The organism is Marasmitruncus massiliensis (assembly GCF_900186535.1).
GTDB lineage: Bacteria > Bacillota > Clostridia > Oscillospirales > Ruminococcaceae > Anaerotruncus > Anaerotruncus massiliensis_A.
The window spans coordinates 1-24,234 of the sequence record NZ_FYDE01000003.1 but is presented as its reverse complement, the minus strand read 5'-3'; the positions used below and the strand labels follow the sequence as shown (position 1 = coordinate 24,234).

Sequence of the window (24,234 nt, the reverse complement as noted above, 5' to 3'; positions counted from 1 at the left end):
GCGCCCTTTTGTGTCTGTTTTACTTTTTCAACGCAATCGCTTCCGATCCCTTTTGCAGCGCCACCATGCCGGTGCGCGCAAGCTCCGCGACGCCGTAGGAAGTGAGCATCTCCAGCAACAGGTTGCATCGTTCCGGCCGGTCGCACAATTCCACCGTCAGCGTCGTGTGGGACATATCCACAATCTTCGCTTTCATAATCTGGCAGATGTCAATAATTTCTCCGCGGTTCTGCTGGGCGGCGTTGATTTTGATGAGCACCAGTTCCCGCCTTGTCGAGGTGTCGATCTCCAGCGTCTTCACTTTGATGACATCGATCTGCTTGTTGAGCTGCTTTTCCACCTGCTCAATCATCCGCTCGTCCCCGTTGACCACGATCGTCATACGGGAAACGGTGGGGTCCTCCGTCTCGCCCACCGCAAGGCTTTCAATATTAAAGCCGCGGCGCGCGAACAGGCCGGAAGTCCTTGCAAGGACGCCCGCCTTGTTTTCCACCAGTACCGACATAATCCGTCTCATACCGCTGCCTCCTGTCCGGTTCCTTCGCGGGGGTCTACCATGCAGACCAGCACAAATGAGCGTTCCCCGTCCAGCAGGGTGTCAATCGCCTGCTCCGCTTCGTCCATCGAGCGAATCCGCGCAGAGGGGATGCCATAAGCCGCCGCGATGCCGGAGATGTCGGGGCTGCCGTCCAGGCAGACCGCGACCTCCCGTCCCCGGTACTGGTTCTGCTGGATTTCACGTACCAGTCCGAGACAGCCGTTCTGCATCACTACAAGCTTGACCGGCACATGATGCTGGTTGGCGGTCGCAAGCTCCATCATCGCCATCTGAAACGCGCCGTCCCCGCAGACGGTGACCACCTGTTTTTCCGGCGCGGCCAGCTTCGCGCCGATCGAAGCGGGCAGCGCATAGCCCATGGTGCCCATGCCGCCCGTCGTCAGAAACCGCCCGCTGCGGATTCTGACGTTCCTTGCCGACCAGATCTGGTTTTCACCCACATCGGAAACATAGATCGCGTCGTCCTCCATCCGCTCGGAAAGCAGACGGATAAACGCGTTCGGGTCGATATAGCCGTCCTTTACGGGCGCATCGGGCCGTCTGGCCTCCGCCCGGCGGGCTTCCAGCCACTCCAGCCATTTTCGCCACTCCCCCACGGGATGCTGTTCGACAAGCTGTTCGGCCACACGGGCCGCGTCTCCCACCAAAGGAATCGTGGTTCCCAGATTTTTGCCGATTTCCGCGGCGTCAATGTCAATATGCACCACAGTGGTCATCGCTTCAAGTGTCTGCGGAGATGCGACAGCCCGGTCACCCGCGCGTGCGCCGATGAGAATCAGCAGATCGCTCTGTTCCACCGCGCGGTTTGCCGCCTCGCTGCCGCTCTGTCCGAGCATGCCAATATAAAGGGGATGGCCGGTAGGCAGAACACCAAGCCCCATCATCGTCGCAACAACCGGCAGACTGCACTGTTCACACAGTGTGCGCACCGCGTCCTGCGCCCCTGCCGCGAATACGCCGCCCCCGACACAAAGCAGGGGGCGCTTCGCGGTCTTGATTGCTTCCGCCACCCGCCGGATCTGCATCGGGTGCCCCTTGCTGCAGGGCTTATAGCCGCGGATGTCCACTTTTTCCGGATAACGGAATTCCAGAAGCTGCCGCTGGATATCCACCGGCATATCAATCAGCACAGGGCCCTTGCGCCCGGTGGACGCGATATAAAACGCCTCTTTAAACACGCGGGGAATCTCCGCCGCATCCTTGACAAGATAGCTGTATTTGGTAAACGGCTCCGCCGCGCCGGTGGTGTCAACCTCCTGAAACACATCCCGCCCCAGCAGCTCGGACGATACCTGTCCGGTAATCACGACCAGCGGGATACTGTCCATATAGGCGGTTGCAATCGCGGTGAATAGGTTCGTCGCGCCGGGGCCGGAGGTCGCCACGCAGACCGCCGGTTTCCCGGTCATCCGCGCATAGCCTGACGCAGCGTGTCCGGCGTTCTGTTCATTACGGGGCAGGATATGCCGGATAGAGGACTCCGCAAGGCTGTCATAGAACGGGCAGATTGCCGCGCCGGGATAGCCAAACAGCAGGGAAACCCGTTCCGCTTCCAGACATTTTACCATTGCCTGCGCACCAGTCATCATCATTTCACTTCCCCACCCATGTTAATGAACGATCAGTTTACTTTTGTGGCATCATCGAGGCTCAGCATCCCCTCATCGTCCGAAGAGGAAGGTTTGGATTCGTCCTCATCCCGCTCGGAAGAGGATTCCTGCCCGGATTCCGGCTCTGCCGTACTGATTTCCACGTCCGGATAGGCTTCCCGGAACATGGTTTCCAGTTCGTCAAACATGCGGGCGCTCTGCCGTTCAAACGCGGTGGCATCCACCTCATAGCAGCGTTCATTTTTGACCGCGTCGGTGGTATTGTAAACCTGATTATCTTTTAAATACTGCGCATCAATCGATTTGTCGTAAAAGATAATATCGGGATAGAGGTCTTTTGCCTTATCCGCGGGGTACTCCCAGCCGGTATCGTCCGCCGCGTCGTTCTGGATGCCGATTTTCTCCAGAAGCTCCCCTTCAAAAGTATCGCCGGTCGCCATCATCAGCGGTGCTGACCGCAGATAAATACCGGAGAGCTTCTTCTCCACCGTCTCTGCGGCGGCAGTTATAGCCTCATACTTTCTGCGCAGAGGGGCAAAGGTCTCTTCCCCGTTTTCTTCGCCGTCCACCATGCCGCCAATGATCGTACCCGCCGCCACATAGAGTTCCTCAAGCGCATCCACGCTGTCCGCATGGGGGAGCACCACCACTTCCGCGCCCATCTGCTGGAGCTTCACCGTATCCTCCTGCGACAGCGCGGAAGAGGAAAACACCACCTGCGGGGAAAGCTTCTCAATGGCTTTCATGTTCGGAAGCTGGCTGGTCCCGCAACGCTCCAGATCCCGCACCGAATCAGGATAATCGCAGTAATCGCTGACACCCGTCAGCTGCCCTTCCCCGCCCAGCTCACAGAGAATTTCCGTCAGTGCGGGCGACAGCGATACCATCGAATCCGGTTTTTCCGCCACGCGGATGTCGCCGACGGCAACCGGCCAGTTGGGGTCTTTGACTTCCTCGGAAGAGGACGGCTCCGTATCCTTGCCTTTCTTGCAGGCTGTTACCATAAAGATCATCAGTCCCGCCAGCAGCAGGGCTGTCAAACGTCTTTTCATGATTCTGTCCTTTCGGCGTCACTTTTTTTAACTGATAGCACTATTTTATCCCATCGCGGGAAACGTGTCAATCTGCGGGGCAGAACAAAAAACGGGAACGCTCTTTGCATAGCGTTCCCGTTTGCCGCCCCAGCGGCAGTTATTTTTTCATCAGTTTCACCATGACGGCCTTCTGGGCATGCAGCCTGTTCTCGGCTTCGTCAAAGATCTCATCCGCATGTTTTTCAAATGTTTCCTCGGAAATTTCCTCCCCCCGGTGGGCGGGCAGGCAGTGCTGGACCATCGCGTCGGGGGCCGCGTTTTTCAGCAGCTCCTCGTTGATCTGATAGCCCGCGAAGGCCTTTCTGCGGATTTCCGCCTCGCCCTCCTGGCCCATGGAAGCCCAGACATCGGTGAACAGGACATCCGCGTCCGCGGCGGCCTCAAGGATGTTGTCGGTCAGCCTGAAGCTGCCGTAGCCTTTGGCGAATTCCAGCACCACAGGGTCGGGGCGGTAATCGTCAGGCGTCGCGACCGAAACCTTCATGCCGGTTTTCAGGCCTCCAACGATCAGCGAGTTTGCCATGTTGTTGCCGTCGCCGATGTAGCACATCTTCACGCCGTCCAGACGCCCTTTGTGTTCACGTACCGTCATCAGGTCGGCAAGCACCTGGCAGGGATGGCTGAAATCGGTCAGGCCGTTGATGATGGGGATAGAACCGTATTCCGCAAGATCGTCGACCTCCTGCTGGGCAAAGGTACGGATCATGATGCCGTCGAGATAGCGGGAAAGCACGCGCGCGGTATCCTGCACCGGCTCTCCGCGCCCGATCTGCAGGTCGCGGTTGGAAAGGAAGAGCGCGTCGCCGCCGAGCTGGCTCATGCCCACCTCAAAGGAGACCCTTGTGCGGGTGGAAGCCTTCTGGAAGATCATGCCGAGCGTCTGGCCTTCGAGCAGATGGTGGCGGATTCCATGCTTTTGCTCATATTTGAGCTGATCGCCCAGATTGAGCAGTTCGATGATTTCCTCCGGAGTCAGGTCGAGCAGTTTGAGCAGATGGTTCATAAGCTTAACACCTCATTCAGTAGTTTGAGTCCCCTGTCAATTTCGGCATGGGAAATTGTAAGCGGCGGGAGCATCCGCAGTTTCGCTTTCGCGGTGAGAATCAGCAGGCCGTACTCCAGACACTGCGCGGCCAGTTTTTTGCTGTCGCCCTTGTCCAGTGTGATGCCGAGCATCAGTCCTCTGCCCTCGACGCTCTTCACCCCCGGCATTTTCAGCAGCCGTTCCGTGATATAATCGCCCTTGGCGGCGACCTCGTCAAGCAGTTCTCCGGTCAGTTTTTCCAGCACCACGTTCGCGCCGGCGCAGACCACCGGGTTCCCGCCGAAGGTGGTTCCGTGGTCGCCGGGGCGCAGCGTGTCGGCGCACTTTCCGCCCATCAGCGCGGCACCGATCGGCAGGCCGCCGCCCAGTCCCTTCGCCAGGCTGAGCAGGTCGGGCTGGATGCCGTAATGCTCGCAGCAGAGCAGCTTCCCGGTGCGTCCCATTCCGGTCTGCACCTCATCCACCATCAGCAGGATATCCTTTTCTGCGCAGATACGGGCAATCCCGTCCACAAAATCCGGTTCCAGCGGCACCACACCGCCCTCGCCCTGCACCAGCTCAATCAGAATGCCGCAGACGGTTTCGTCCGCCGCCTTTTTCAGCCCGTTGAGATCATTGGCGTCGATGAACCGGAAGCCCTCGGTAAACGGGTCAAAGTATTGGTGGAACGCGTCCTGACCGGTAGCGGAAAGGGTGGTAATCGTGCGCCCGTGAAAGCTGTTGTTCAGCGAAAGAATGGTATGCCTGCCCTTTCCGTAATGGTCAAAGCTGTATTTGCGCGCGGTTTTAATGATTCCCTCGTTGGCTTCCGCGCCGGAATTGCACAGAAACACCTTTTTCATACCGGTGCGTTCGCAGAGGGTTTTGCCCAGCTTCGCCATCGGCTCGGTGTAGTAAAGGTTGCACATATGCTGAAGCGTCGCGGCCTGTTTTCCAACCGCCGCCGCCCAGTCGCCGTCACACCAGCCCAGCGAATTGACGCCGATGCCGGAGGTGAAATCAATATATTCCCTGCCGTCCGCGTCCTTGCAGACCGCGCCCTGTCCGCTAGCGGCTTCCATATCGAACCGGCCGTAGGCGTGCGCGAGATAGGTCTGGTCAAGCTCTTTCCATCCCATAAAATCCACCTCTTTCTGTCAGTTGTTCCCGCCCGGCATCAGCCGAGGAACATGGTTCCCATCCCTTCGTCGGTTAAAAGCTCGATCAGGATGGAATGCGGGACCCGCCCGTCAATAATATTCGCCTGCCGGACGCCACGCCGTACCGCTTCCACGCAGCAGTCCACTTTCGGGATCATACCGCCCTGAATAATGCCCTGCCGGATGAGCGCGGGCACCCCGCTGGCGTTCACCGAGAAAATCAGCGTCGACTCATCGTTTTTGTCGGTGAGCAGACCCCGGATATCGGTGAGCAGAATCAGGCTTTCGGCGTGCAGTTCCGCGGCGATGCGGGCGGCGGCGGCATCCGCGTTGATGTTATAGACCGTACCGTCTTCATCACAGCCCAGCGTGGCAATCACGGGAATATAGCCCATGTCCAGCGCGTCATTGATCAGCTTGGTCTCCACACCGGTCACTTCTCCGACATATCCCACATCGGCATTGACCTTTTTGACCTTGATCATCTTACCGTCAATCCCGCAAAGTCCGAGCGCACGCCCATTATTCTTCTGCAAAAGACCCACAAGGTCCTTATTGGTCTTTCCGGCAAGCACCATCTGCACCACGCGGACAGTTTCCTCATCGGTATAGCGCAGGCCGTTCACAAAGCGGCTTTCCTTGCCCAGCGCCGCAAGTGTTTCGGTGATCTCGGGACCGCCGCCGTGCACCAGCACAATCCGGATGCCCACAAGGGACAGCAGTACAATATCGCTCATGACCGCTTCCTTAAGTTCTTCATTCACCATGGCGTTGCCGCCGTATTTGACGACAACCACCTTATGGTTGTATTTCTGGAGATAGGGCAGCGCCTCGGCCAGTACCTGCGCCTTATCGGAATTTGCCATCTTCATTGCTGTTTCCCCCCGTTCATCAGGTGCGGTAATCGCCGTTGATCTTCACGTAGTCATAAGTCAGGTCGCAGCCCCACGCCGTAGCGGCTCCGCCGCCCTGCCCCATGCAGATTTCAATATGGATTTCGGATTCGCTGAGGATCTTTTTCGCAAGCTCCTCACTGAACGGAATCCCCGCCCCGTTTTCGCAGACCTGAATTTCGCCCGACTTTGAGCTGAATGAAACGCCAACGCGCCCGATTTCAAATTCCGCGTCGGTATATCCGATGGCGCAGAGTACCCGCCCCCAGTTGGCGTCGGCGCCGAACATTGCCGCCTTAAAGAGGCTGGAACAGATCACAGATTTCGCAACCTTTTTCGCGGTTTCCTTGGAGGGCGCGCCGGTTACAGAGCATTCCAACAGCTTGGTCGCGCCCTCGCCGTCCGCCGCCATTTCTTTGGCAAGCTGGCGGCAGACTGTCATCAGCGCGCCGACAAATTTATAATAATCGGCGGTTTCACTCTCAATCAGCAGGTTTCCCGCCTGGCCGTTCGCCATGACGGAAAGCATGTCGTTGGTTGAGGTGTCACCGTCCACAGAAATCATATTGAAGGTTTCGTCGGCCACCTCTTTGCAGGCTTTCTGAATCATCGCGGCGGAGATCGCCGCGTCGCTGGTGATAAAGCAGAGCATGGTCGCCATGTTGGGGTGGATCATGCCGCTCCCTTTGGAGATTCCGCCGATAATGCATTCTTTTCCATCCAGCAGGAATTTGACCGCGACCTGCTTGAGTCTGGTATCGGTGGTCATGATCGCCTCGGCGGCGCTTTCGCTGCCGTCAGCGCTCAGCGACGCCGTAAGCGCGGGCATTGCGTCGGTAATCGGGTCGAGCGGCAGCGGCTGCCCGATCACGCCGGTGGAAGCAATGATGATATCCTCCTCGCTGATGTGCAGGGCGTTTGCCGCACTCTCGCACATGGCGTGCGCGATGAACTCCCCATCGGCGTTGCAGGTATTCGCGTTGCCGGAATTGCACAGGATCGCGCGGGCGGTTCCGTTGGCCAGATGCTCCTTTGTGACAAGGATCGGTGCGCCCTTCACCTTGTTCTGCGTATAAACTGCCGCCGCTGTGCAGGGTGTGCTGCTCACAATCAGCGCCAGATCTTTTTTCTCGCGGTTTTTGCGGATTCCGCAGTGTACGGCTCCCGCCTGAAAGCCTTTCGGGGCGCAGACGCCGCCCTCAATCAGCGTATATGGCATATTCGTTTCATCCTTCCTGATTCCGGTTTTAAAATGCGGGCGGCACAAGGTCCAGCCCCGCGGATTCCTCCAGCCCGAGCGCAAGGTTCATATTCTGAATCGCCTGACCGGCGGCGCCCTTGACCATGTTGTCAAGGGTAGAAACCACAATCAGCCGGCCGGTGCGCGCGTCGGTGTGCAGGGAAATATGGCAGTAGTTGCTGTATTTGACGTTCTTGAGGTTCGCCGCCGCGCCCTTCGGCAGCAGCTTTACAAACTGTTCCCCGCTATAAAACGATTCATACAGCGCACGCACCGTTTCCTCATCGAAATCGAGCCGCAGTTTCATGTACATGGTGGAGACAATTCCGCGGTTCACCGGGAGCAGGTGCGGCACAAACGTCACCGTAACCTGTTCTCCGGATAGCTCCCCCAGCACCTGTTCAATTTCCGGCGTGTGGCGGTGGGAAGCAATTTTATAGGGCGAAAACGCCTCGTTGCATTCGGGATAGTGGGTATTCAGCGCGAGCCCGCGTCCCGCCCCGGTCACCCCGGATTTGGAATCGATCACAAGCGTGTCGGGGTCGATCGCGCCGGCTTTCATCACAGGCGCAAGCCCCAGACAGACGGAAGTGACATAGCAGCCCGGGTTCGCAATCAGCTTCGCGCCTTTCACGAGGGAACGGTGCAGTTCCGGAATCGAATAGACTGCTTTCCGGTGCAGTTCCATGTCTTCGTAGTTCCCGCCGTACCAGGTCTGGTAGTCCGATTCCTTTTTCAAGCGGAAATCCGCGCCCATGTCAATAAACAGCTTGCCTGCGTCATAGCATCGGCGCGCGATTTTTTCGGAGAGCCCATGAGGCAGGGAGCCGAACACCACGTCGCAGGAATCCACAACCGCCGCGTCGTCGGTGAGCTTTTGTTCAAACAGCCCCGTCAGCTGGGGATAGATTTCGCTGATGGCCTGCCCCTCGAAGCTGACGGACGAGACCGCCGAAACCTCAACGTCGGGATGGGACAGCAGCAGCCGGACGATTTCCAGACCCGCATAACCGGTCGCGCCGATTACGCCCGCTTTGATTTGTTTCATTTCACACACCTCACAAATTCGCCCCGCGAAGTTCAGCGTTTCTCCGCGGTGAGAAACGTCCGTATCTTCTCTATCTGCACCCTGACGGCCTCCGGGGACGGGCCGCCCTCACTTGTTCTGCCTTTCACGCAGGTTTCGAGACTGATCGCGTCATAAATATCATTCTGGAATACAGGGCTTGCCTTTTGGTACTCCTCAAGCGGAAGCGTTTCAAGCGTCAGGCCCTTTTGGATGCAGAGAGCAACCAGACCGCCGGTGCACTTATACGCATCCCGGAACGCCACGCCTTTTTTTGTCAGATAATCCGCGCAGTCGGTGGCGTTGATAAACCCTTTTGCCGCCGCCGCCCGCATATTCGCTTTCAGGACGGTCATGGTATGAATCATCGGCGTCATGGTCGAGAGGCAGAGCTTCACGGTGTCCACCGCGTCAAAAATCGCTTCCTTATCTTCCTGCATGTCTTTATTATAAGCAAGCGGAAGCCCTTTCATCATGGTCAGAAGCGTCATCAGGTCGCCGTAGACCCTGCCGGTCTTTCCGCGCACCAGTTCCGCGACGTCCGGATTCTTCTTCTGCGGCATAATCGACGACCCGGTTGCAAACGCGTCATCCAGCTCAATAAATTTGAACTCCCACGAGCACCACAGCACAATTTCCTCGGAAAGCCGGGAAAGGTGCATCATAACAGTGGAAATCGCGCCCGCCAGCTCAATGCAGAAATCGCGGTCGGAAACGCCGTCCAGCGAATTCGCGGTCGGACGCAAAAAGCCGAGCGCCTTTGCCGTCATCTGCCGGTCGATGGGATAGGTGGTTCCCGCCAGAGCGCCCGAACCGAGCGGCAGTTCCTCCATGCGTTTCGCGGCGTCCCGCACCCTGCCCACGTCTCGTGCCAGCATGTAGGCATAGGCCATCAGGTGGTGGCCAAACGTAATCGGCTGCGCGCGCTGGAGATGGGTATAGCCGGGCATCACGGTTTCCAGATTTTCTTCCGCTTTGCGGGTCAGCTCCTCCGTCAGTTCCAGCAGGAGCCCCACGATTTTTTCGCTCTCCTCCCGCAGGCAGAGGCGGATATCGAGCGCCACCTGATCGTTGCGGGAACGGGCGGTATGCAGGCGTTTTCCGGTCACGCCGATTCGTTCGGTCAGCACCTGCTCGACAAACATATGGATGTCCTCGGCGTTGGGGTCAACGGCAAGCGCGCCGCTTTTCAAGTCCGTAAGAATGGTGTCAAGCCCATCCACAATTTTGTCCGCGTCCTCTTTTGCAAGAATCCCCTGCGCGGCCAGCATCTGCGCGTGCGCCATCGAGCCCGCGATATCCTGCTCAAACATCCGCGCGTCAAAGCGGATGGAGGAATTAAAATCGTTGACGCGGGAATCCACTTCCTTGGAAAACCGCCCTGCCCACATTTTCATATTGTTACCTCGCAGTCACTTGTTCTGAGTCCTGTATAGGAAAAGGCCATAACGCGGGACACCTGCCCCGACGTTACAGCCCCCTTACTTTTTTGCCTGTTACTTAATTTTTTTTCTCGTCCAGCAGCGCCTTCACCTTGAGCGGCAGGCCGAACAGGTTGATGAATCCAGCAGAATCCGCCTGATCGTAGACATGATCCTCACCGAAGGTCGCGATTTCTTCCGAATAGAGGGAGTTGGGGGAAGTCATACCGGCATTCATGATGTTGCCCTTATAGAGTTTCAGTTTGACTTCACCCGTAACCGGCTCCTGCGTCTTGTCGACAAACGCGCTCAGCGCTTCCCGCAGCGGGGTATACCACTGACCGTTATAAACCAGTTCGCTGAACTTGACGCCCATCTGCATCTTATAGTGCTGAGTCTCTTTGTCCAGGCAGATCTCCTCCAGAGACTGGTGCGCAAAGTAGAGGATGGCACCGCCGGGGGTCTCATAGACGCCGCGGCTCTTCATGCCGACTAGCCGGTTTTCCACCATATCCACAATGCCGATGCCGTTCTCTCCGCCCAGCTTATTAAGCTTATAAATGGCATCCACCGGTTTCATCTTCTCGCCGTCCACAGAGACCGGCACGCCTTTTTCAAAGCCGATGGTCACATAGGTGGGCTTGTCGGGAGCTTTTTCGGGCGTAACGCCCATTTCAAGGATCTTGTCATAATTCGGCTCGTTGGCAGGGTCTTCCAGATCCAGACCCTCATGGGAAAGGTGCCACAGGTTTTTATCTTTCGAGTAATTCGTTTCGCGGTTGATCTTGAGCGGAATCTTGTGCTCTTCGGCATATGCGATTTCTTTTTCACGGCTGTTGAGTTCCCAGAAACGCCACGGAGCAATGATGCCCATGTTGGGGGCAAACGCCTTGATGGTCAGCTCAAAACGCACCTGATCGTTTCCCTTGCCGGTGCAGCCATGCGCAATCGCGTCGGCGCCCTCTTTTTTCGCAATTTCCACCAGCCGCTTTGCAATAATCGGGCGGGCAAAAGAGGTTCCGAGCAGATATTTGCCTTCATAGACCGCGCCCGCCTTCATCGTGGGGATGATGAACTCATCCACGAATTCATTGGTTAAATCCTCGATGTAGCATTTTGACGCACCGGTCTTGATTGCCTTTTCCTCAAGGCCTTCCAGTTCGTAATCACCCTGGCCGACATTGGCGGCAACGGCGATGACCTCGCAGTCGTAGTGCTCTTTCAGCCATGGGATAATAACCGATGTATCCAGCCCGCCGGAGTAGGCGAGCACAACTTTTTTGAATTGTTTTTGCATATGTATACCCTCCGTTTGGTTAATCATTCATTGTAATGTCTATTATACACTGTTTTTATGCAAATGCAACCCCATATTCGCATAAATATTCATTCTGTTTGCATCTGAATTGTGTACCTTTGCACAAAATCCCCTTTTATTCTCCCTTCCTTCGTGCTATGATAAGAATGTTGGGCGGCTGTTGGCAGCCGTCTGGTACGGCTTTGCCGCATCCGATTCTTAGATTTATGGAAAGGCTGTGTGAAGATGAACAAGATTACACCGCAGGAACTGAATAAAAATCCGTTTGACCTGATCGGCAAACAGTGGGCAATGATCACCACAAAGTCCGCCGACGGACATGTCAATACCATGACGGCGAGCTGGGGCGGCGTAGGGGTTCTGTGGAACAAGCCCGTAACATATATTTTCCTTCGCCCGCAGCGATATACGAGGGAACTGATGGATGCATCCGAAACCTTTTCCACCTGTTTCCTGCCTGAGTCTTATCGCAAGGAACTGCAATACTGCGGTTCGCATACCGGACGGGAGGTTGATAAACTGGCGATCTGCGGGTTTGAAGCCGTAACGCTGGACAATACGCCGGTGCTTGCGCAGTCGGAAATCGCCATTACCTGCCGCAAACTGTTCCGTCAGAAATTCAACCCGGAATCGTTTGTCGACCCTTCCATCGACGCCGCGAATTACCCTAACAAAGACTACCATTTCTTCTATGTGGGCGAAATCCTTGGCGTTTATCAGAAATAACGCACTTGCGGAGGCATTCCTGCCTCCGCCTTTTTTATGCTTATTCCCTGATTGCGAAGCCTTCCACTTTGTAAAGGATTTTGAGATCCACCAGAGCGTCTATTTTTGTGCCTGCTTCGACATATTCCTGTGCGAACACCTTGCCCAGCTCTGTAATTTCGTTGATCAGCCCGGTTTTGTCGTAGGGGATCAGCAAACGCATCCTACGGTGGGTCGGCTTGAGCGCATCCGCCGTCTTCTTTAAAAGCGCGTCAAAGCCAAATCCGGTCTTTGCGGAAATAACGGCGGTCATGGAATTGAGCGGAAGAGGGGTCTCGGCGATGCGGTCGCATTTATTGAGTACCGCCAGCATCGGGGTATCCTCCACTCCCAGCTCCCGCATCAGGTCCCGGGTGACGGCAATCTGTTCCTCAGTCTCGTCGGAGGAGATATCGCAGACGCACCAGAGCAGATCGGCTCCGGCCGCCTCCTCCAGTGTAGACTTAAAAGCCTCGACCAGATGGTGGGGCAGACGCCGCACCAGGCCGACCGTATCAATCAGCATCACCTGCCTGCCGTCCGGCAGGGTAAGCGCGCGGGAGGTGGGATCCAGTGTCGCGAACAGCTTGTCCTCCGCCAAAACCCCCGCGTTGGTCAGCGCGTTCAGCAGCGTACTCTTCCCCACATTGGTATAGCCGACGATTGCCACGGTGGTGACCCCGTCTTTTTTCCGTCGGGCTCTCAGAAGTTCCCGGCGTTTTCCCAATTCCTCCAGCTGCTCCTGAAGTGCGGAAATTCTGCGCCGGATATGCCGCCGGTCGGTTTCCAGCTTGGTTTCCCCGGGGCCGCGCGTGCCGATTCCGCCGCCCAGCCGCGATAATTCGGTGCCGATACCCGCGAGCCGCGGCAGCCGGTAGCGCAGCTGCGCAAGCTCCACCTGCAGCTTGCCCTCCGCAGTTACCGCGCGCTGGGCAAAAATATCCAAAATCAGCATCGTGCGGTCGATAACCGGGATTTCGCAGGCTTTTTCAAGATTCCGAATCTGTGCGGGCGAAAGTTCATGGTCAAAAATAACGATATCCACTTCATTGATGCGGCAAAATTCCGCAAGTTCCTTCAGTCGGCCTTCGCCGATGCAGGTCGCGGGTTCGAAAGACGGGCGCTTCTGCGTAACCTTCGCCGCCGTTACGGCGCCCGCCGTGCGTGCAAGCTCTTCCAGCTCGTCCAGAGAGACCCGGACATCATATTCACCGGTATCCACCGCGACAAGCACCGCTTTCTGCGGCACATCCAGTTGATTTTCTACCATATATTGCTCCTTCTGAAAATAAAGTGGTTCCTCTCAGGCAACCGCCCCGTTAAAGGGAAGTTTTCTTAACAAAATCCCATACAGTCGGCGTATTCATTATTATTATATCATAAGGATGAAAAAACAAGCATCCTTTTTACCAAATTCTTTGCATTGAACGCACCCAGTTAATGCGGTACACTCAATATAAAGATTGAATAGGATGTGAACACAACAATGAAGCTTTTTGTCTTCGCCTGCCCCTCCCTGCAACTCTACCTGGAGAAACTGCTTCCGAATTGCCCCCATGATGTTGACGTATTTTGGCTGCCGGAGCAGTCCCGAGCAGACGTTGGTCTGATTGTCCGGGAGCAGCTGGCGCAAGCTGATGGCTATGACGCAGTGATCCTTGCAGACGGCGGATGCCTCCTTCCCGAAGACGGACTGTCCTCCAACGGTATCCCGCTGGTAATTCCCCGTGTACATAACACAGTCTCCCTGCTGTTGGGAGGCACCGATCCCTACCGCCGCCTGTTTCTCCGGTTTGGCGGCGGGCTTGCGTGGTATCTGCCCAACTCAGGCAAAGAGCTTTTGGATTGCCCCCGTGCGGAATGTGCCTGCCTGTGTTATCTCGCCGATACCCAGCTTCTGCTTCCGGACGACAGCCTGACCGCAAGAGCCCTTGCATACCGGAACTCCTGGGACTTTTTTACCGCCGAAACTGATTATTCCCTGCTCACAGCGCTGCTCAACGGCAACTGGGAGGACCCGCGCATCGCGGTCGTCACCGAAGGAGAAACCGTAAAGCCATCCTATAATCAGGCAATTATTGAATAAATAGTCCTTTCTGTATATTTTTAATTGCCAAACAAGAGGGCGGGCTTCCGTTGGAAGCCCGCCCTCTTTTCTTTGCATGCTTATTTTTCGGCTGCCTCTTTGACAGAAGCAACCAGCCCTGCCAGCGACTGAATTTCACTCGGAATAATAATCTTGGTCGCCTTGCCGTCCGCCGCTTTGGCAAACGCCTCAAGGCTCTTAATCTTGATGACCTGCTCACTGGGATTGGCCTCGGTCAAAATCCGCAGCGAATCGGCGTACGCTTTCTGCACCAGTTCGATAGCCTCCGCCTCGCCCTGCGCTTCACGGATCTTCTGCTCGCGCACACCCTCGGCACGCAGAATCGCGGATTCCTTTTCCGCCTGCGCACGCAGAATGGCGGATTCCTTTTCACCTTCCGCAACAAGGATATTGCTGTGCTTGTCACCCTCAGCACGCAGGATGGATTCGCGGCGTTCGCGCTCGGCTTTCATCTGTTTTTCCATCGCGTCCTGAATTTCACGCGGCGGCAGAATGTTCTTCAGCTCCACACGGTTAACCTTGATCCCCCATTTATCAGTAGCCTGATCAAGAGTAGCAGTGATTTTGGTGTTGATGACATCACGGGAAGTGAGCGTGCTGTCCAGTTCCAGCTCACCGATGATGTTACGCAGCGTAGTGGCCGTCAGGTTTTCAATCGCGGACAACGGGCGTTCCACGCCGTAAGTATACAGCTTGGCATCCGTTACCTGGTAAAATACGACCGTATCGATCTGCATGGTGACGTTATCCTTGGTAATCACAGGCTGCGGGGCAAAGTCTACCACCTGTTCTTTCATCGAGACCCGCTTTGCCACCCGGTCAAAAAACGGGATCTTCAGGTGCAGTCCGGTTTCCCATGTGGCAAAGTAGCTGCCGAGGCGCTCCACGACATATACGCTCGCCTGAGGGACGATTTTGATGTTGCTGATGATGATGACCAGTAGGATGATCACCAGAAGAAAAATTGGCACAAGCGTTACTGAGATTGGCATAAAAAATCCTCCTTTATGATTCTGTGTCGGCATCTTGCCGCACAACACGCTCCACAATGACCTTAACTCCATCGATGGCAAGCACCCGGACCTTGCTTCCCTGTTCAATCAGGGAACCGTCGACCGAGCGGGCCGACCAGTCGAGCCCCAGAACCGAAACGCGCCCCCGGGCAAGGTCGTTGTCAATGGCCTCCCCAACAATCCCCACCGCCCCGATGACACGGTCGGCGTTGGTGCTTTCCTTATGGACACGCAGCTTGCTTTTCAGCAGGGGACGTGTTGCGGCCAGCGAGGCCACCGACAGGACAAGAAAAACAACACACTGAGTCAAAAGCGAGGCACCGAACATGGCAACGATCGCTGCGCCGGCTGCGCCCAGCGCAAACCAAATGGCGATCAGCTGGACCGTCAGGCCCTCCCCTACAGCAAACAGGACTCCCAGAAACAGCCACAGCACCGCCGCGATCTGTGGGCTTGCAAGCCCGAAAATGGTCATTTTCCGCTCCTCACTTTCTAATATGATATGGTATTCGAAAATTGGTATGCAATGTACATTCCATAGCCGGCAGGTCCGCCTGTACGGGATTTCCTGCATGTATATAGTATAGCATAGATCGGGAGATTTGCACAAGCTGAGAAACGGTTCCTTCCCAATCTCCTCCCGGCCGCCCGCTTTCCCGTTTGAAAGTGTCCTCTTCCGTTCTTTCTATATCTCTCTCGATCTCGCTCAATCTCGCTCATTCTAATTATCCGGATTTCGATGAGCTCTAATTACAAAGCCCGCCGCCGTACTTTGAATGCACGGCGGCGGGCTGGCTTAAAAAACTGTATCATTGGACTCAGTGATAAATATTGACGCGGACGACGCCTTCAATTCCGCGCAGTTTTGCAATCACGCTGTCACTGATGGCGCCATTGATATCCACCATCGTGTAGGCGTAATCTTTTTTGGATTTGTTGGTCAGATTTTCAATATTAACACCGCTGTCCGAAATTTCCGTCGCAATCTTGGTAATCATTGCCGGGATGTTTTTGTGGATTATGGTGATGCGCATATCACCGCTGCGCGCCATGGAAACCGCGGGCAGGTTCACCGAATTCTTAATGTTGCCGTTCTCCAGATAATCCACCAGCTCGGACGCCGCCATCTTCGCGCAGTTATCCTCGCTTTCGGGTGTGGACGCACCGAGATGCGGAATGGCAAGCACACCCGGATGGCCAAGCAGTTCGTCACTGGGGAAATCGGTGAAATAGCAGCGGATCTGCTTTTCGTTGAGCCCCTCGATCAAATCCTCATTAATGACCAGATCACCGCGCGCAAAATTCAGCAGGCGGACGCCGTGTTTCATCATCTGAATCGACTGGGAATTAATCATGCCCTTTGTTTCCGGCGTGGAGGGAAGGTGCAGCGTAATGAAGTCGCAGTTCTCGTAGATTTCCTTCAGAGAGGCCGCACGCTTGATGTCGCGGGAGATATTCCATGCAGTCTCCACCGACATATAGGGATCATAGCCCCAGACTTCCATATCAAGGTGCCGTGCAAAGTTGGCAATACGGGTACCGATGGCGCCCAAGCCGATGACCCCCAGCTTTTTGCCGCAAAGTTCCGGCCCTACAAACTGAGACTTGCCCTTTTCCACCAGCTTGGGGACTTCCTCGCCCTGTCCTTTCAGCGTCTGTGTCCACTCCATGGCGGGGTAAATCTTACGCGCGCTCATCAGCAAAGCGCAGATAACTAGCTCTTTCACAGCGTTGGCATTCGCGCCGGGCGTATTGAATACGACAATCCCCTGTTCGCTGCACTTGTCAATTGGGATATTATTGACGCCGGCTCCCGCCCGGGCAATCGCTTTCAGCGACTGCGGCAGCGCCATGTCATGCATCGCGGCGGAACGGACAAGGATCCCATCCGGGTTCGCGCCGTCTTCGGTGATACGGTATTTGGTTTTATCGAAAACATCCAGCCCGCTGGGGCTGATCTTATTCAGCGTCAAAATCTGGTACACACAATCTCTTCCTTTCCATCATCGCCCGGTCAGGCGTTTTCGCGCTCAAATTTTTCCATGAAGGCGACCAGCTTTTCAACGCCCTCCACAGGCATCGCGTTATAGATCGAGGCACGCATACCTCCCACACTGCGGTGTCCTTTCAGGTTCACGAAACCGGCCGCTTTTGCCTCGGTGACAAATTTCTTATCCAGTTCGTCATTGCCGGTAACAAACGGAATATTCATCAGCGAGCGATCCTCCGGTACAACCGTACCGCGGAACAGTTTGGAGCCGTCAAGGAACTCATAGAGGAGCTTTGCTTTCTTCTCATTGATGGCCTGCATACTTTTGAGTCCGCCAATATCGTTTTTCAGCCATTCCAGCACCAGCTTGCAGATATAAATTGCATAGGTCGGCGGCGTATTATACATCGACCCGTTTTCAGAATGGGTCACATAGTTGAACATGGTCGGGGTGTTTTCACGGGCGTGCCCCAGCAGATCCTCGCGGATGATGACCACCGTCAGACCGGCGGGTCCCATATTTTTCTGTGCGCCGGCATAAAGCATGCCGAACTTTGAAACATCGACCGGCTGAGAAAGCGCGCAGGAGGAGATGTCGGCCACCAGCGGAATCTTGCCCGTATCGGGAAGTTCATGATAAACCGTCCCATAGATCGTGTTGTTTAAACAGATGTGGAAATAGTCGGCATCCGGTGTGAAGGTGGATTTATCAAGCTTCGGGATATAGGAAAACGTCTGATCCCTGGAGGAAGCGACCACATGGCATTCACCATAACGGGAAGCCTCCTGATAGGCTTTCGTTGCCCACTGTCCGGTGATCACAAAATCCGCCTTGCCGGAGCCGTTGAGCAGGTTGAGCGGGATCATCGCAAATTGGCTGGACGCGCCGCCCTGCAAAAACAATACTTTATAATTGTCCGGGATGCTCATGACTTCGCGCAGAAGAGCTTCGCATCCGTTGATGATTGCCTCGTACTCTTTAGATCGATGGCTCATCTCCATAACGGACTGTCCGCTGCCCTCGTAGTCCAGCATTTCTGACGCCGCCTTTGCCAACACGCGCTCGGGCAGCATGGACGGGCCAGCGGAAAAATTGTAAACTCTTGCCATAATCAAAGCCTCCTAGTTTTGTATTGTTTATTCTTCTAAATCGATAAACATTGATTTTTATTATATTTCTATTCCGGACGTTAGTCAATCAGTTTCTAAATGCCGGTTTGAAATTCTACGTTTTAGGCAAGTCAAACCCGCTTTTTATCGAGGTTTGTAGCAATTTTTGATGCAATTTCGTGTGTTTTATACGAAACCAATTGTTTTTTCAGCGCGTACTTATTATATCGATCATTGATATAATTACCCCTGATCTTCCATATTTTCTCTGTGGCGTTTCAAAAACGCGCGGGAAGCAACTGCTTCCCGCGCTACGTCTGTTATTCAGAAACAGCCGCCTCCAGCTGCTCCTTTGTGAGATTCGCCGTATCCCTGTCGAGCACCAACTGCCCATTGCGCAGGGCCATTACGCGGTCCGCAAGTCCCAGCGCCTCGTCCGGGTCGGAGGTCAGCAGCAGCGCCGCCGCGCCTTTTTGCAGCAGACGCCCGATTTCGTCGTAGAGATGCATCCGCGCGGGGACATCCACCCCGGCGGAAGGCTCGCAGAGGATATAGACCGACGCCTGCTTGCGCAGAGCGCGCTCCATCAGCTCCCGCTGGCGGTTGCCGCCCGTCACGTACTCTTTGTTCTGCCTGACCCCGACGTAAGCGCCGAACGTTTTGCTCATCCCGGAAGCGAACAGCTTCATCGCAAGGCTCATACGCCCAAGCGGGGAATCCTTCCCGCCTGCGTCCGTCACCGCCTCGCATTCCCGGAAGACCTCCTCATCCTGCTCGCTGGACGCCAAGACAAGCCCCGCGCGCACCGTGGCAAGCGGCGCCTCCGCCGGCAGCTCCGTTCCCGAAATGGTCAGCTTCCCCGCGCGTTTCTCCAGTCCGGCCAGCGCGCCCGCCAGTTGCAGCTTGCCTGATTTCGCATTTCCAAGCAGTACCGCCAGCTCGCCTCTGTGCAGGCTGAAGCTCACATCCTGAAATCCGCTCCCGGACAGATGCTCCGCCCGCATCAGTTCTTCACCGGGTTTCACGCGGGTACGCCTGTAAAGATCAGCCGTTTTGACGCCGTAGGCCGCCTCAATCAGGGCAGGCTTGTCAAATTCACTGATCGGTGCTGTCCGGACGATACAGCCGTCCTCCACTACGGAAACCTGGTCTGCCAGAGCGAGAACCTCGTCGGGGTCATGCGATACAATCAAAAAAGAACAGCCTTGCTGCCGCAGCGCGGCAACCGCCTCGTAAAGCCTTTGTTTTTCCTCCGGGTTCAAATGGGTCGACGGCTCGTCCAGAAGAATGATGTCCGCATGGGACACGAGTGCGCGCACAATTGTTGCCAGCTGCCGTTCGGCCGGGGTCAGGCTCCCGTAGGTGCACATCGGGTTGATGTCCGCATGCATACTGCGGAAAGCTGTTTCCACACTTTCGATCATCTTCCGGTTGCTCAGCATCCCGACACTGCCGCCCACGGTAAGCTCCCGCCCAAAGAAGATATTTTCATAAACCCTAAGATTTGGAAACATCTGCTGATTCTGGCTGATCAGCATGATGCCGTTCGCACCTGCGTCCTTGGGTTCCCGAATTTCCGTCTGCCTGCCCCGAATCCGGATACTACCGCTATCCGCGGGATGAATGCCCATCAGCACCGAAAGGACCGTGCTTTTGCCCGAAGCGTTGCGCCCCACAAGCGCGTGCACCTGACCCTGTTTCAGCGTCAGGCTGATATCCCGCAGGGAGAATTCACTGCTGATCCGGCGGCTGACATGCTCCAGTTCCAACAGTTCCATAACGGCCTCCTATTTTTTCGCGCCGGACAGGATCTGGAATACCTTTTCCACATCGATGCCGCGGTCGGTCTCAAATTTGGATTTTCCGAGATAGGCGCCCAGCTTGTTCAGCACCATCACTTCCTCCGACGGAATACGGCTGACAGAGCCTTTCAGCGGGCACGCGATCACCACCGCGTGCTCAACCGGAACCCTGATGCCCGCTTCCTTCAGCAGGGTCCTCACACGGCCCTCGCACTTCCCGGCTTCCAGAAGCGGATTCCCGACCGCCCAGCGCTTTCCGCCGGCGGCGGCGACCGTCCATCTCTCGTCGTCCGGTTTTCCATAATATTCGCCCTGGATGCTCAGGTCATAAACCAGAAGGACACCGAACATTCCGATCAGGAGATGGTCTGCCCAGCCGGTCAGCGGGCCCATGACGAACCGCGCATCGTCGATCACCCGATACCCCCGCGGCGCGGCAAAGCGCCGCAGTGCCGCCGAAACCCGTTTTTTCTGCCCGGCGGCGCCGGCACGCACACGCATCACACGGGCGATCAACACCACCAGAGCAACTGCCAGTGCGGCGATTCCTGATCCGAATGCGATTTTATCAGTGAGTGTCATCTTTCATCGAGTCCTTTCTGATGTTCCGGCCCTATTCTATTAGGTACTATATCAAAAATCCGGTCTCTTTGCAACTGCTCCCAAAAACGTGAACGCTTTTTAAACATAGCGCGGAACGCTTGAATAATGGGCCGAAATCCGCTATACTGTTTGAGCAGCTTATTTAAAAAAGGAGGTGCCGCTTTGTTAAAGCGAAAAGCAGCCGCCTGTATTTTAGCGTTTTCGCTGCTGCTGGGCGGCTGCGCAAACGAGACAGCCGAAGCCGTCCCGCAGAGCCTGACCGCTTACGGCAGTTCGGAAATTTCCACCAGCTCAGATATCCCTGAAAGCTCGCTGCCCCCTGTTGACGAACCCGATCCAAAGGCAGCGGTAGAAGAAATCTATCGTGACATTGATGTCAGAGGTGTCAGACAAGCGCCGAAATCCGTGATGGAAAATAAATTCTTTTTTAATTTAGACGATCTCGATGAATACTATGTACGTTATGCCTCCGGACGTTTCGGTGTAGCGGACGTGTTTATCCTGAAGCCTGCGGAAGGCAAAACGCCAACCGTGAGAGAAACACTCGAACAGGTGAAAATCAACCGCATTAAGGAATTTGAAAACTATGACGTCTATGATTCCCTGCGCATCGCCAATGACGCCGAAATCTTTGAGCAGGGCGACTACCTCATTATGCTGATGGTGGGCGACATGAATGCCGCACGGAAGATCATTGACCACTACATCCCGGCCTGAGCCGACATCTGGCCGCAGTTTTGCTGGAAGCGGAGGAGTCTCATTGAACAATCAGAGCAGACCCGCCGGGCGGGTTCACTTTTTTGATGAATGGCGCGGTCTGGCAATCTTGTTGATGGTATTCTACCACGGCGCTTATGACGTGGTGGAAATTTTCGGCGTCGACTGGCCGCTGTTCCAGTCGTTCGGCATGCATGTTGTGCAGGAAGGGATTGCGGGCAGCTTTATTTTCATATCCGGCGTAGCCTGCCGTTTTTCCCACAGCAACCGTAAACGCGGCTTGATCACGTTCGGGCTTGGCATGGTGCTTACGGCAGTCACGCTGCTGGTGATTCCATCTCAGCGGGTCATGTTTGGCGTACTGCATCTTTTGGGCACGGCAATGCTTGTGTTTTCTTTTCTGCGGCGGCCGCTGGACAAGCTGCATCCCGCCGCAGGCTTTTTGCTGATGCTGCTGTGCTTTGCTCTCACAATGTATGTGCCCTACGGTGTTCTGGGGTTCCCGCCGTTTGCGGTACGGCTGCCGGAATCGATTTATCAGATGGGGGTCCTGTTTCCGCTGGGCTTTCCGGCATCCAGTTTTTTCTCCTCCGACTATTTTCCGGTTCTGCCGTGGCTGTTCTTTTTTCTGACAGGCAGCTATTTTGGCGTTTTCGCAAGGCAGGGTACTCTGCCTTCCTATTTTTACCGTGAGCATCTGCCTGTTTTATCGAAAATCGGCCGCTACACCATTTGGATCTATATGTTCCATCAGCCGGTTCTTTATGGAATTCTGGTTCTCATTTTCCATCTTTTAAAATAAGAGACAAAGAAAAGGGCCGGATGCACGAGGCATCCGGCTCAATCTGTTTGAGGTGTGTTTTGAGGAGGGTAGAGATACTCAAAATGTTTGCGGCTAATCTTGAGTACATCTTTATTATACCCTTTAAAATTTGGATTGTGTGAATGATATATGTACGAATTTTAAAAAAAAGTGACATTTTCTCTGAACAAACTGGTATGCTTGTCGAAAGATCGGACTTCTACAGAGAAGCTCCTGCAAACATATGTTTGCAATCGGGAAGAGATTGTGTTATAGTATAAAAAAACACAAGGAGGCCGCCATGCAAGAATTGACACCAAAGGAAGCAGCTGTATTCGAATTCATTCGCCGGTCAATCGACGGCGGCGTTGTTCCCAGCGTGCGGGAAATCTGCGCGAAACTCACTATCAAGTCTACTTCCACCGTTCACCGTTACCTCACAAGCCTTGCCGATAAGGGATATATTGAGCGTTCCGACAATCTGAATCGTTCTATTCGCATCCCCGGAGCCGGAATGGCGCGGATTCCCGTTGTTGGTCGGGTTACCGCCGGAGCCCCCATTCTGGCGGTAGAGTCTGTTGAAAGTTACATTCCGTTCTCCTGCCGAGGTGATGTGAACGGGCTGTTTGCATTGCGCGTTCAGGGGGAAAGTATGATCAATGCCGGGATTCTTGACGGTGACCTCATTATTGTCCGCCAAGGCTCCGCTGCCCATAACGGTGAAATTGTCGTAGCGATGATTGATGACGAGGCAACTGTAAAGCGGTTTTATAAGGAAAACGGCGGATACCGCCTGCAGCCTGAAAACGATACAATGGAGCCGATTTATACCGACCATGTTTCAATTCTCGGCAAGGTCATCGCGCTTCAGCGGAATTTTGAATAACAAAAAAAGGACGGCGGTAGCCGTCCTTTTTGATGCCTTATTGTTGAGTCGGATCACCAGCCAGAAAATTGATCTGAGACTGCATGATACCCTGCGAAACAATTGCGAACCCGAAGATTGCCAGGATAATGCAGATAATTGAATTATCGGACACAGATTTCCCCATGTTAGTCGCCAGCCGGAGAATTTTATGGTTGTATTTATAAAGCCAATACAATCCGTAGATTCCACAGGTAATAATCGTAAGTAAAATTTCCAACCCCGAATTTTCCAGGGTATCGCCCAGAGAATTATTGATTTCCTCTGAAGTCTGATACATCCATACATAATAGTAGATGCCGCAGGTCACAAGGGAAAGAATAATTACCATAGGGATGCTTTTATTCCTTATGTACATGTAAACACTCCTTTCTCCGGTACCCCCGGTATCTTCTCGTTTCTATTTTAACATTCCCACAGATGGATTTCAACCGTTTACTGAAATATTAATCCAATATTTCTTGTTCTTTACTATCGATATAAAAAATAATAACAAAAAGCTCCTGCTTATTTGCAGGAGCTTTCCAATACTGGCATAGACCTATTTTCCCAGGCGGCTTCCCGCCAAGTATCATCGGCACTGCTGAGCTTAACTACTGTGTTCGGAATGGGAACAGGTGGGACCTCAGCGTAATAAACACCAGTTATGGCTCCCCCTGTTGGGCTCGAACCAACGACCCTGCGGTTAACAGCCGCATGCTCTACCGACTGAGCTAAGGAGGAATATGGAAACACCGAATTCCGGCGTTTGATGACAATACAGCACAATAACAATTGTGCTGTATCAAGAGCTGGCAAAGACCTATTTTCCCAGGCAGCTTCCCGCCAAGTATCATCGGCACTGCTGAGCTTAACTACTGTGTTCGGAATGGGAACAGGTGGGACCTCAGCGTAATAAACACCAGCCATATGAAACTGTAAAAGAGTTGGTGACCCGTACGGGAATCGAACCCATGTTAACGGCGTGAGAGGCCGCTGTCTTAACCGCTTGACCAACGGGCCACAAGATGGTGCGCCATCAGGGACTCGAACCCGG

The 24,234-nt window shown here is 54.8% G+C and carries 23 protein-coding genes, 2 tRNA genes and 2 rRNA genes; 5 read left to right on the top strand and 22 right to left on the bottom strand.

Translation table 11 applies throughout. The features are described from left to right. Positions 1–19: 19 nt before the first annotated feature. The 10 genes from ilvN to C1A10_RS01185 all read right to left on the bottom strand — a co-directional run bounded on the left by ilvN (position 20) and on the right by C1A10_RS01185 (position 11,364). Positions 20–517, bottom strand: coding sequence for an acetolactate synthase small subunit (ilvN, locus tag C1A10_RS01230; RefSeq protein WP_101908491.1), 498 nt, complete (start codon positions 515–517; stop codon positions 20–22). Beyond that, positions 514–2,151: a biosynthetic-type acetolactate synthase large subunit gene (gene ilvB, locus C1A10_RS01225; protein WP_242968798.1), complete on the bottom strand. Its 1,638-nt coding sequence runs from the start codon at positions 2,149–2,151 to the stop codon at positions 514–516. Before ilvB ends, ilvN begins: the two co-directional genes overlap by 4 nt. 29 nt (positions 2,152–2,180) lie before the next feature. Beyond that, a complete protein-coding gene (locus tag C1A10_RS01220) occupies positions 2,181–3,221 on the bottom strand; it encodes an ABC transporter substrate-binding protein (RefSeq protein ID WP_101908490.1) in 1,041 nt (346 codons plus the stop codon). 139 nt (positions 3,222–3,360) lie between these two features. Further along, a complete protein-coding gene (gene argF, locus C1A10_RS01215) occupies positions 3,361–4,266 on the bottom strand; it encodes an ornithine carbamoyltransferase (RefSeq protein ID WP_101908489.1) in 906 nt (301 codons plus the stop codon). Further along, entirely contained in the window at positions 4,263–5,426 is a 1,164-nt protein-coding gene (locus C1A10_RS01210) for an aspartate aminotransferase family protein (RefSeq protein WP_101908488.1), read from the bottom strand. The genes argF and C1A10_RS01210 overlap by 4 nt, the downstream gene beginning before the upstream one ends. A gap of 38 nt (positions 5,427–5,464) precedes the next feature. Further along, positions 5,465–6,319: an acetylglutamate kinase gene (gene argB / locus C1A10_RS01205; protein WP_101908487.1), complete on the bottom strand. Its 855-nt coding sequence runs from the start codon at positions 6,317–6,319 to the stop codon at positions 5,465–5,467. A gap of 19 nt (positions 6,320–6,338) precedes the next feature. Beyond that, positions 6,339–7,559, bottom strand: a complete 1,221-nt coding sequence (gene argJ, locus C1A10_RS01200; RefSeq protein ID WP_101908981.1) for a bifunctional glutamate N-acetyltransferase/amino-acid acetyltransferase ArgJ — start codon at positions 7,557–7,559, stop codon at positions 6,339–6,341. Between the two features lie 28 nt (positions 7,560–7,587). Then, positions 7,588–8,628, bottom strand: coding sequence for an N-acetyl-gamma-glutamyl-phosphate reductase (gene argC, locus C1A10_RS01195; RefSeq protein WP_101908486.1), 1,041 nt, complete (start codon positions 8,626–8,628; stop codon positions 7,588–7,590). A gap of 32 nt (positions 8,629–8,660) precedes the next feature. Continuing rightward, positions 8,661–10,043, bottom strand: a complete 1,383-nt coding sequence (argH, locus tag C1A10_RS01190; protein WP_101908485.1) for an argininosuccinate lyase — start codon at positions 10,041–10,043, stop codon at positions 8,661–8,663. A 103-nt stretch (positions 10,044–10,146) separates the two neighbouring features. Beyond that, a complete protein-coding gene (locus tag C1A10_RS01185) occupies positions 10,147–11,364 on the bottom strand; it encodes an argininosuccinate synthase (protein ID WP_101908484.1) in 1,218 nt (405 codons plus the stop codon). A 246-nt stretch (positions 11,365–11,610) separates the two neighbouring features. On the opposite strand from C1A10_RS01185, the gene C1A10_RS01180 reads away from it, so the two are divergent. Then, positions 11,611–12,111 (top strand): flavin reductase family protein, encoded by a 501-nt coding sequence (locus tag C1A10_RS01180; protein WP_101908483.1) that lies wholly within the window; start codon positions 11,611–11,613, stop codon positions 12,109–12,111. Between the two features lie 40 nt (positions 12,112–12,151). Here C1A10_RS01180 and hflX read toward each other — a convergent pair whose 3' ends face one another. Then, complete coding sequence (gene hflX, locus C1A10_RS01175) at positions 12,152–13,399, bottom strand: GTPase HflX (RefSeq protein WP_101908482.1); 1,248 nt, start codon at positions 13,397–13,399, stop codon at positions 12,152–12,154. A gap of 216 nt (positions 13,400–13,615) precedes the next feature. Here hflX and C1A10_RS01170 point away from each other — a divergent pair, with 216 nt between their 5' ends. Then, positions 13,616–14,215: a DUF1638 domain-containing protein gene (locus C1A10_RS01170; RefSeq protein WP_101908481.1), complete on the top strand. Its 600-nt coding sequence runs from the start codon at positions 13,616–13,618 to the stop codon at positions 14,213–14,215. 80 nt (positions 14,216–14,295) lie between these two features. On the opposite strand, the gene C1A10_RS01165 is transcribed toward C1A10_RS01170, so the two are convergent. From C1A10_RS01165 to C1A10_RS01140, 6 genes are all read right to left on the bottom strand, one after another. Then, on the bottom strand, positions 14,296–15,228 hold the full coding sequence (locus tag C1A10_RS01165; protein ID WP_101908480.1) for an SPFH domain-containing protein: 933 nt from the start codon (positions 15,226–15,228) through the stop codon (positions 14,296–14,298). Between the two features lie 13 nt (positions 15,229–15,241). Further along, entirely contained in the window at positions 15,242–15,724 is a 483-nt protein-coding gene (locus C1A10_RS01160) for an NfeD family protein (RefSeq protein ID WP_101908479.1), read from the bottom strand. Positions 15,725–16,067: 343 nt separating this feature from the next. Further along, complete coding sequence (locus C1A10_RS01155; RefSeq protein ID WP_101908478.1) at positions 16,068–17,234, bottom strand: phosphoglycerate dehydrogenase; 1,167 nt, start codon at positions 17,232–17,234, stop codon at positions 16,068–16,070. Between the two features lie 29 nt (positions 17,235–17,263). Further along, positions 17,264–18,349: a 3-phosphoserine/phosphohydroxythreonine transaminase gene (serC, locus tag C1A10_RS01150; RefSeq protein ID WP_101908477.1), complete on the bottom strand. Its 1,086-nt coding sequence runs from the start codon at positions 18,347–18,349 to the stop codon at positions 17,264–17,266. Positions 18,350–18,669: 320 nt separating this feature from the next. Next, positions 18,670–20,127, bottom strand: a complete 1,458-nt coding sequence (locus tag C1A10_RS01145) for an ATP-binding cassette domain-containing protein (protein ID WP_101908476.1) — start codon at positions 20,125–20,127, stop codon at positions 18,670–18,672. A 9-nt stretch (positions 20,128–20,136) separates the two neighbouring features. Beyond that, positions 20,137–20,733, bottom strand: coding sequence for a nuclease-related domain-containing protein (locus C1A10_RS01140; RefSeq protein ID WP_101908475.1), 597 nt, complete (start codon positions 20,731–20,733; stop codon positions 20,137–20,139). A gap of 183 nt (positions 20,734–20,916) precedes the next feature. Between C1A10_RS01140 and C1A10_RS01135 the strand changes: the two genes are divergently transcribed. From C1A10_RS01135 to lexA, 3 genes are all read left to right on the top strand, one after another. After that, positions 20,917–21,471, top strand: a complete 555-nt coding sequence (locus tag C1A10_RS01135; RefSeq protein WP_180950932.1) for a DUF4358 domain-containing protein — start codon at positions 20,917–20,919, stop codon at positions 21,469–21,471. Between the two features lie 43 nt (positions 21,472–21,514). Further along, entirely contained in the window at positions 21,515–22,273 is a 759-nt protein-coding gene (locus tag C1A10_RS01130; protein WP_180950931.1) for a heparan-alpha-glucosaminide N-acetyltransferase, read from the top strand. 301 nt (positions 22,274–22,574) lie between these two features. Then, positions 22,575–23,159, top strand: a complete 585-nt coding sequence (lexA, locus tag C1A10_RS01125) for a transcriptional repressor LexA (protein WP_101908472.1) — start codon at positions 22,575–22,577, stop codon at positions 23,157–23,159. Between the two features lie 37 nt (positions 23,160–23,196). Here the strand turns inward: lexA and C1A10_RS01120 are convergent, their stop codons facing one another. The 5 genes from C1A10_RS01120 to C1A10_RS01100 form a co-directional block, all read right to left on the bottom strand. Further along, complete coding sequence (locus C1A10_RS01120; protein ID WP_101908471.1) at positions 23,197–23,556, bottom strand: DUF4234 domain-containing protein; 360 nt, start codon at positions 23,554–23,556, stop codon at positions 23,197–23,199. A gap of 170 nt (positions 23,557–23,726) precedes the next feature. Further along, a 5S ribosomal RNA gene (gene rrf / locus C1A10_RS01115) occupies positions 23,727–23,843 on the bottom strand. Between the two features lie 2 nt (positions 23,844–23,845). Next, a tRNA-Asn gene (locus C1A10_RS01110) sits at positions 23,846–23,921 on the bottom strand. 66 nt (positions 23,922–23,987) lie between these two features. After that, positions 23,988–24,104 (bottom strand): 5S ribosomal RNA (rrf, locus tag C1A10_RS01105). 21 nt (positions 24,105–24,125) lie between these two features. Further along, positions 24,126–24,200 (bottom strand) — tRNA-Glu (locus C1A10_RS01100). Between the last annotated feature and the right edge of the window lie 34 nt (positions 24,201–24,234).

What these genes read in the sequence shown, in the direction of transcription:
- C1A10_RS01145 (WP_101908476.1), bottom strand. Translation starts at nt 20,127, where the DNA reads ATGGAACTGTTGGAACTGGAGCATGTCAGCCGCCGGATCAGCAGTGAA.
- C1A10_RS01180 (WP_101908483.1), top strand. Translation starts at nt 11,611, where the DNA reads ATGAACAAGATTACACCGCAGGAACTGAATAAAAATCCGTTTGACCTG.
- C1A10_RS01165 (WP_101908480.1), bottom strand. Translation starts at nt 15,228, where the DNA reads ATGCCAATCTCAGTAACGCTTGTGCCAATTTTTCTTCTGGTGATCATC.
- ilvB (WP_242968798.1), bottom strand. Translation starts at nt 2,151, where the DNA reads ATGATGATGACTGGTGCGCAGGCAATGGTAAAATGTCTGGAAGCGGAA.
- C1A10_RS01210 (WP_101908488.1), bottom strand. Translation starts at nt 5,426, where the DNA reads ATGGGATGGAAAGAGCTTGACCAGACCTATCTCGCGCACGCCTACGGC.
- argJ (WP_101908981.1), bottom strand. Translation starts at nt 7,559, where the DNA reads ATGCCATATACGCTGATTGAGGGCGGCGTCTGCGCCCCGAAAGGCTTT.
- C1A10_RS01170 (WP_101908481.1), top strand. Translation starts at nt 13,616, where the DNA reads ATGAAGCTTTTTGTCTTCGCCTGCCCCTCCCTGCAACTCTACCTGGAG.
- C1A10_RS01120 (WP_101908471.1), bottom strand. Translation starts at nt 23,556, where the DNA reads ATGTACATAAGGAATAAAAGCATCCCTATGGTAATTATTCTTTCCCTT.
- argF (WP_101908489.1), bottom strand. Translation starts at nt 4,266, where the DNA reads ATGAACCATCTGCTCAAACTGCTCGACCTGACTCCGGAGGAAATCATC.
- C1A10_RS01185 (WP_101908484.1), bottom strand. Translation starts at nt 11,364, where the DNA reads ATGCAAAAACAATTCAAAAAAGTTGTGCTCGCCTACTCCGGCGGGCTG.
- C1A10_RS01140 (WP_101908475.1), bottom strand. Translation starts at nt 20,733, where the DNA reads ATGACACTCACTGATAAAATCGCATTCGGATCAGGAATCGCCGCACTG.
- hflX (WP_101908482.1), bottom strand. Translation starts at nt 13,399, where the DNA reads ATGGTAGAAAATCAACTGGATGTGCCGCAGAAAGCGGTGCTTGTCGCG.
- lexA (WP_101908472.1), top strand. Translation starts at nt 22,575, where the DNA reads ATGCAAGAATTGACACCAAAGGAAGCAGCTGTATTCGAATTCATTCGC.
- ilvN (WP_101908491.1), bottom strand. Translation starts at nt 517, where the DNA reads ATGAGACGGATTATGTCGGTACTGGTGGAAAACAAGGCGGGCGTCCTT.
- serC (WP_101908477.1), bottom strand. Translation starts at nt 18,349, where the DNA reads ATGGCAAGAGTTTACAATTTTTCCGCTGGCCCGTCCATGCTGCCCGAG.
- C1A10_RS01220 (WP_101908490.1), bottom strand. Translation starts at nt 3,221, where the DNA reads ATGAAAAGACGTTTGACAGCCCTGCTGCTGGCGGGACTGATGATCTTT.
- argH (WP_101908485.1), bottom strand. Translation starts at nt 10,043, where the DNA reads ATGAAAATGTGGGCAGGGCGGTTTTCCAAGGAAGTGGATTCCCGCGTC.
- argC (WP_101908486.1), bottom strand. Translation starts at nt 8,628, where the DNA reads ATGAAACAAATCAAAGCGGGCGTAATCGGCGCGACCGGTTATGCGGGT.
- C1A10_RS01160 (WP_101908479.1), bottom strand. Translation starts at nt 15,724, where the DNA reads ATGACCATTTTCGGGCTTGCAAGCCCACAGATCGCGGCGGTGCTGTGG.
- argB (WP_101908487.1), bottom strand. Translation starts at nt 6,319, where the DNA reads ATGAAGATGGCAAATTCCGATAAGGCGCAGGTACTGGCCGAGGCGCTG.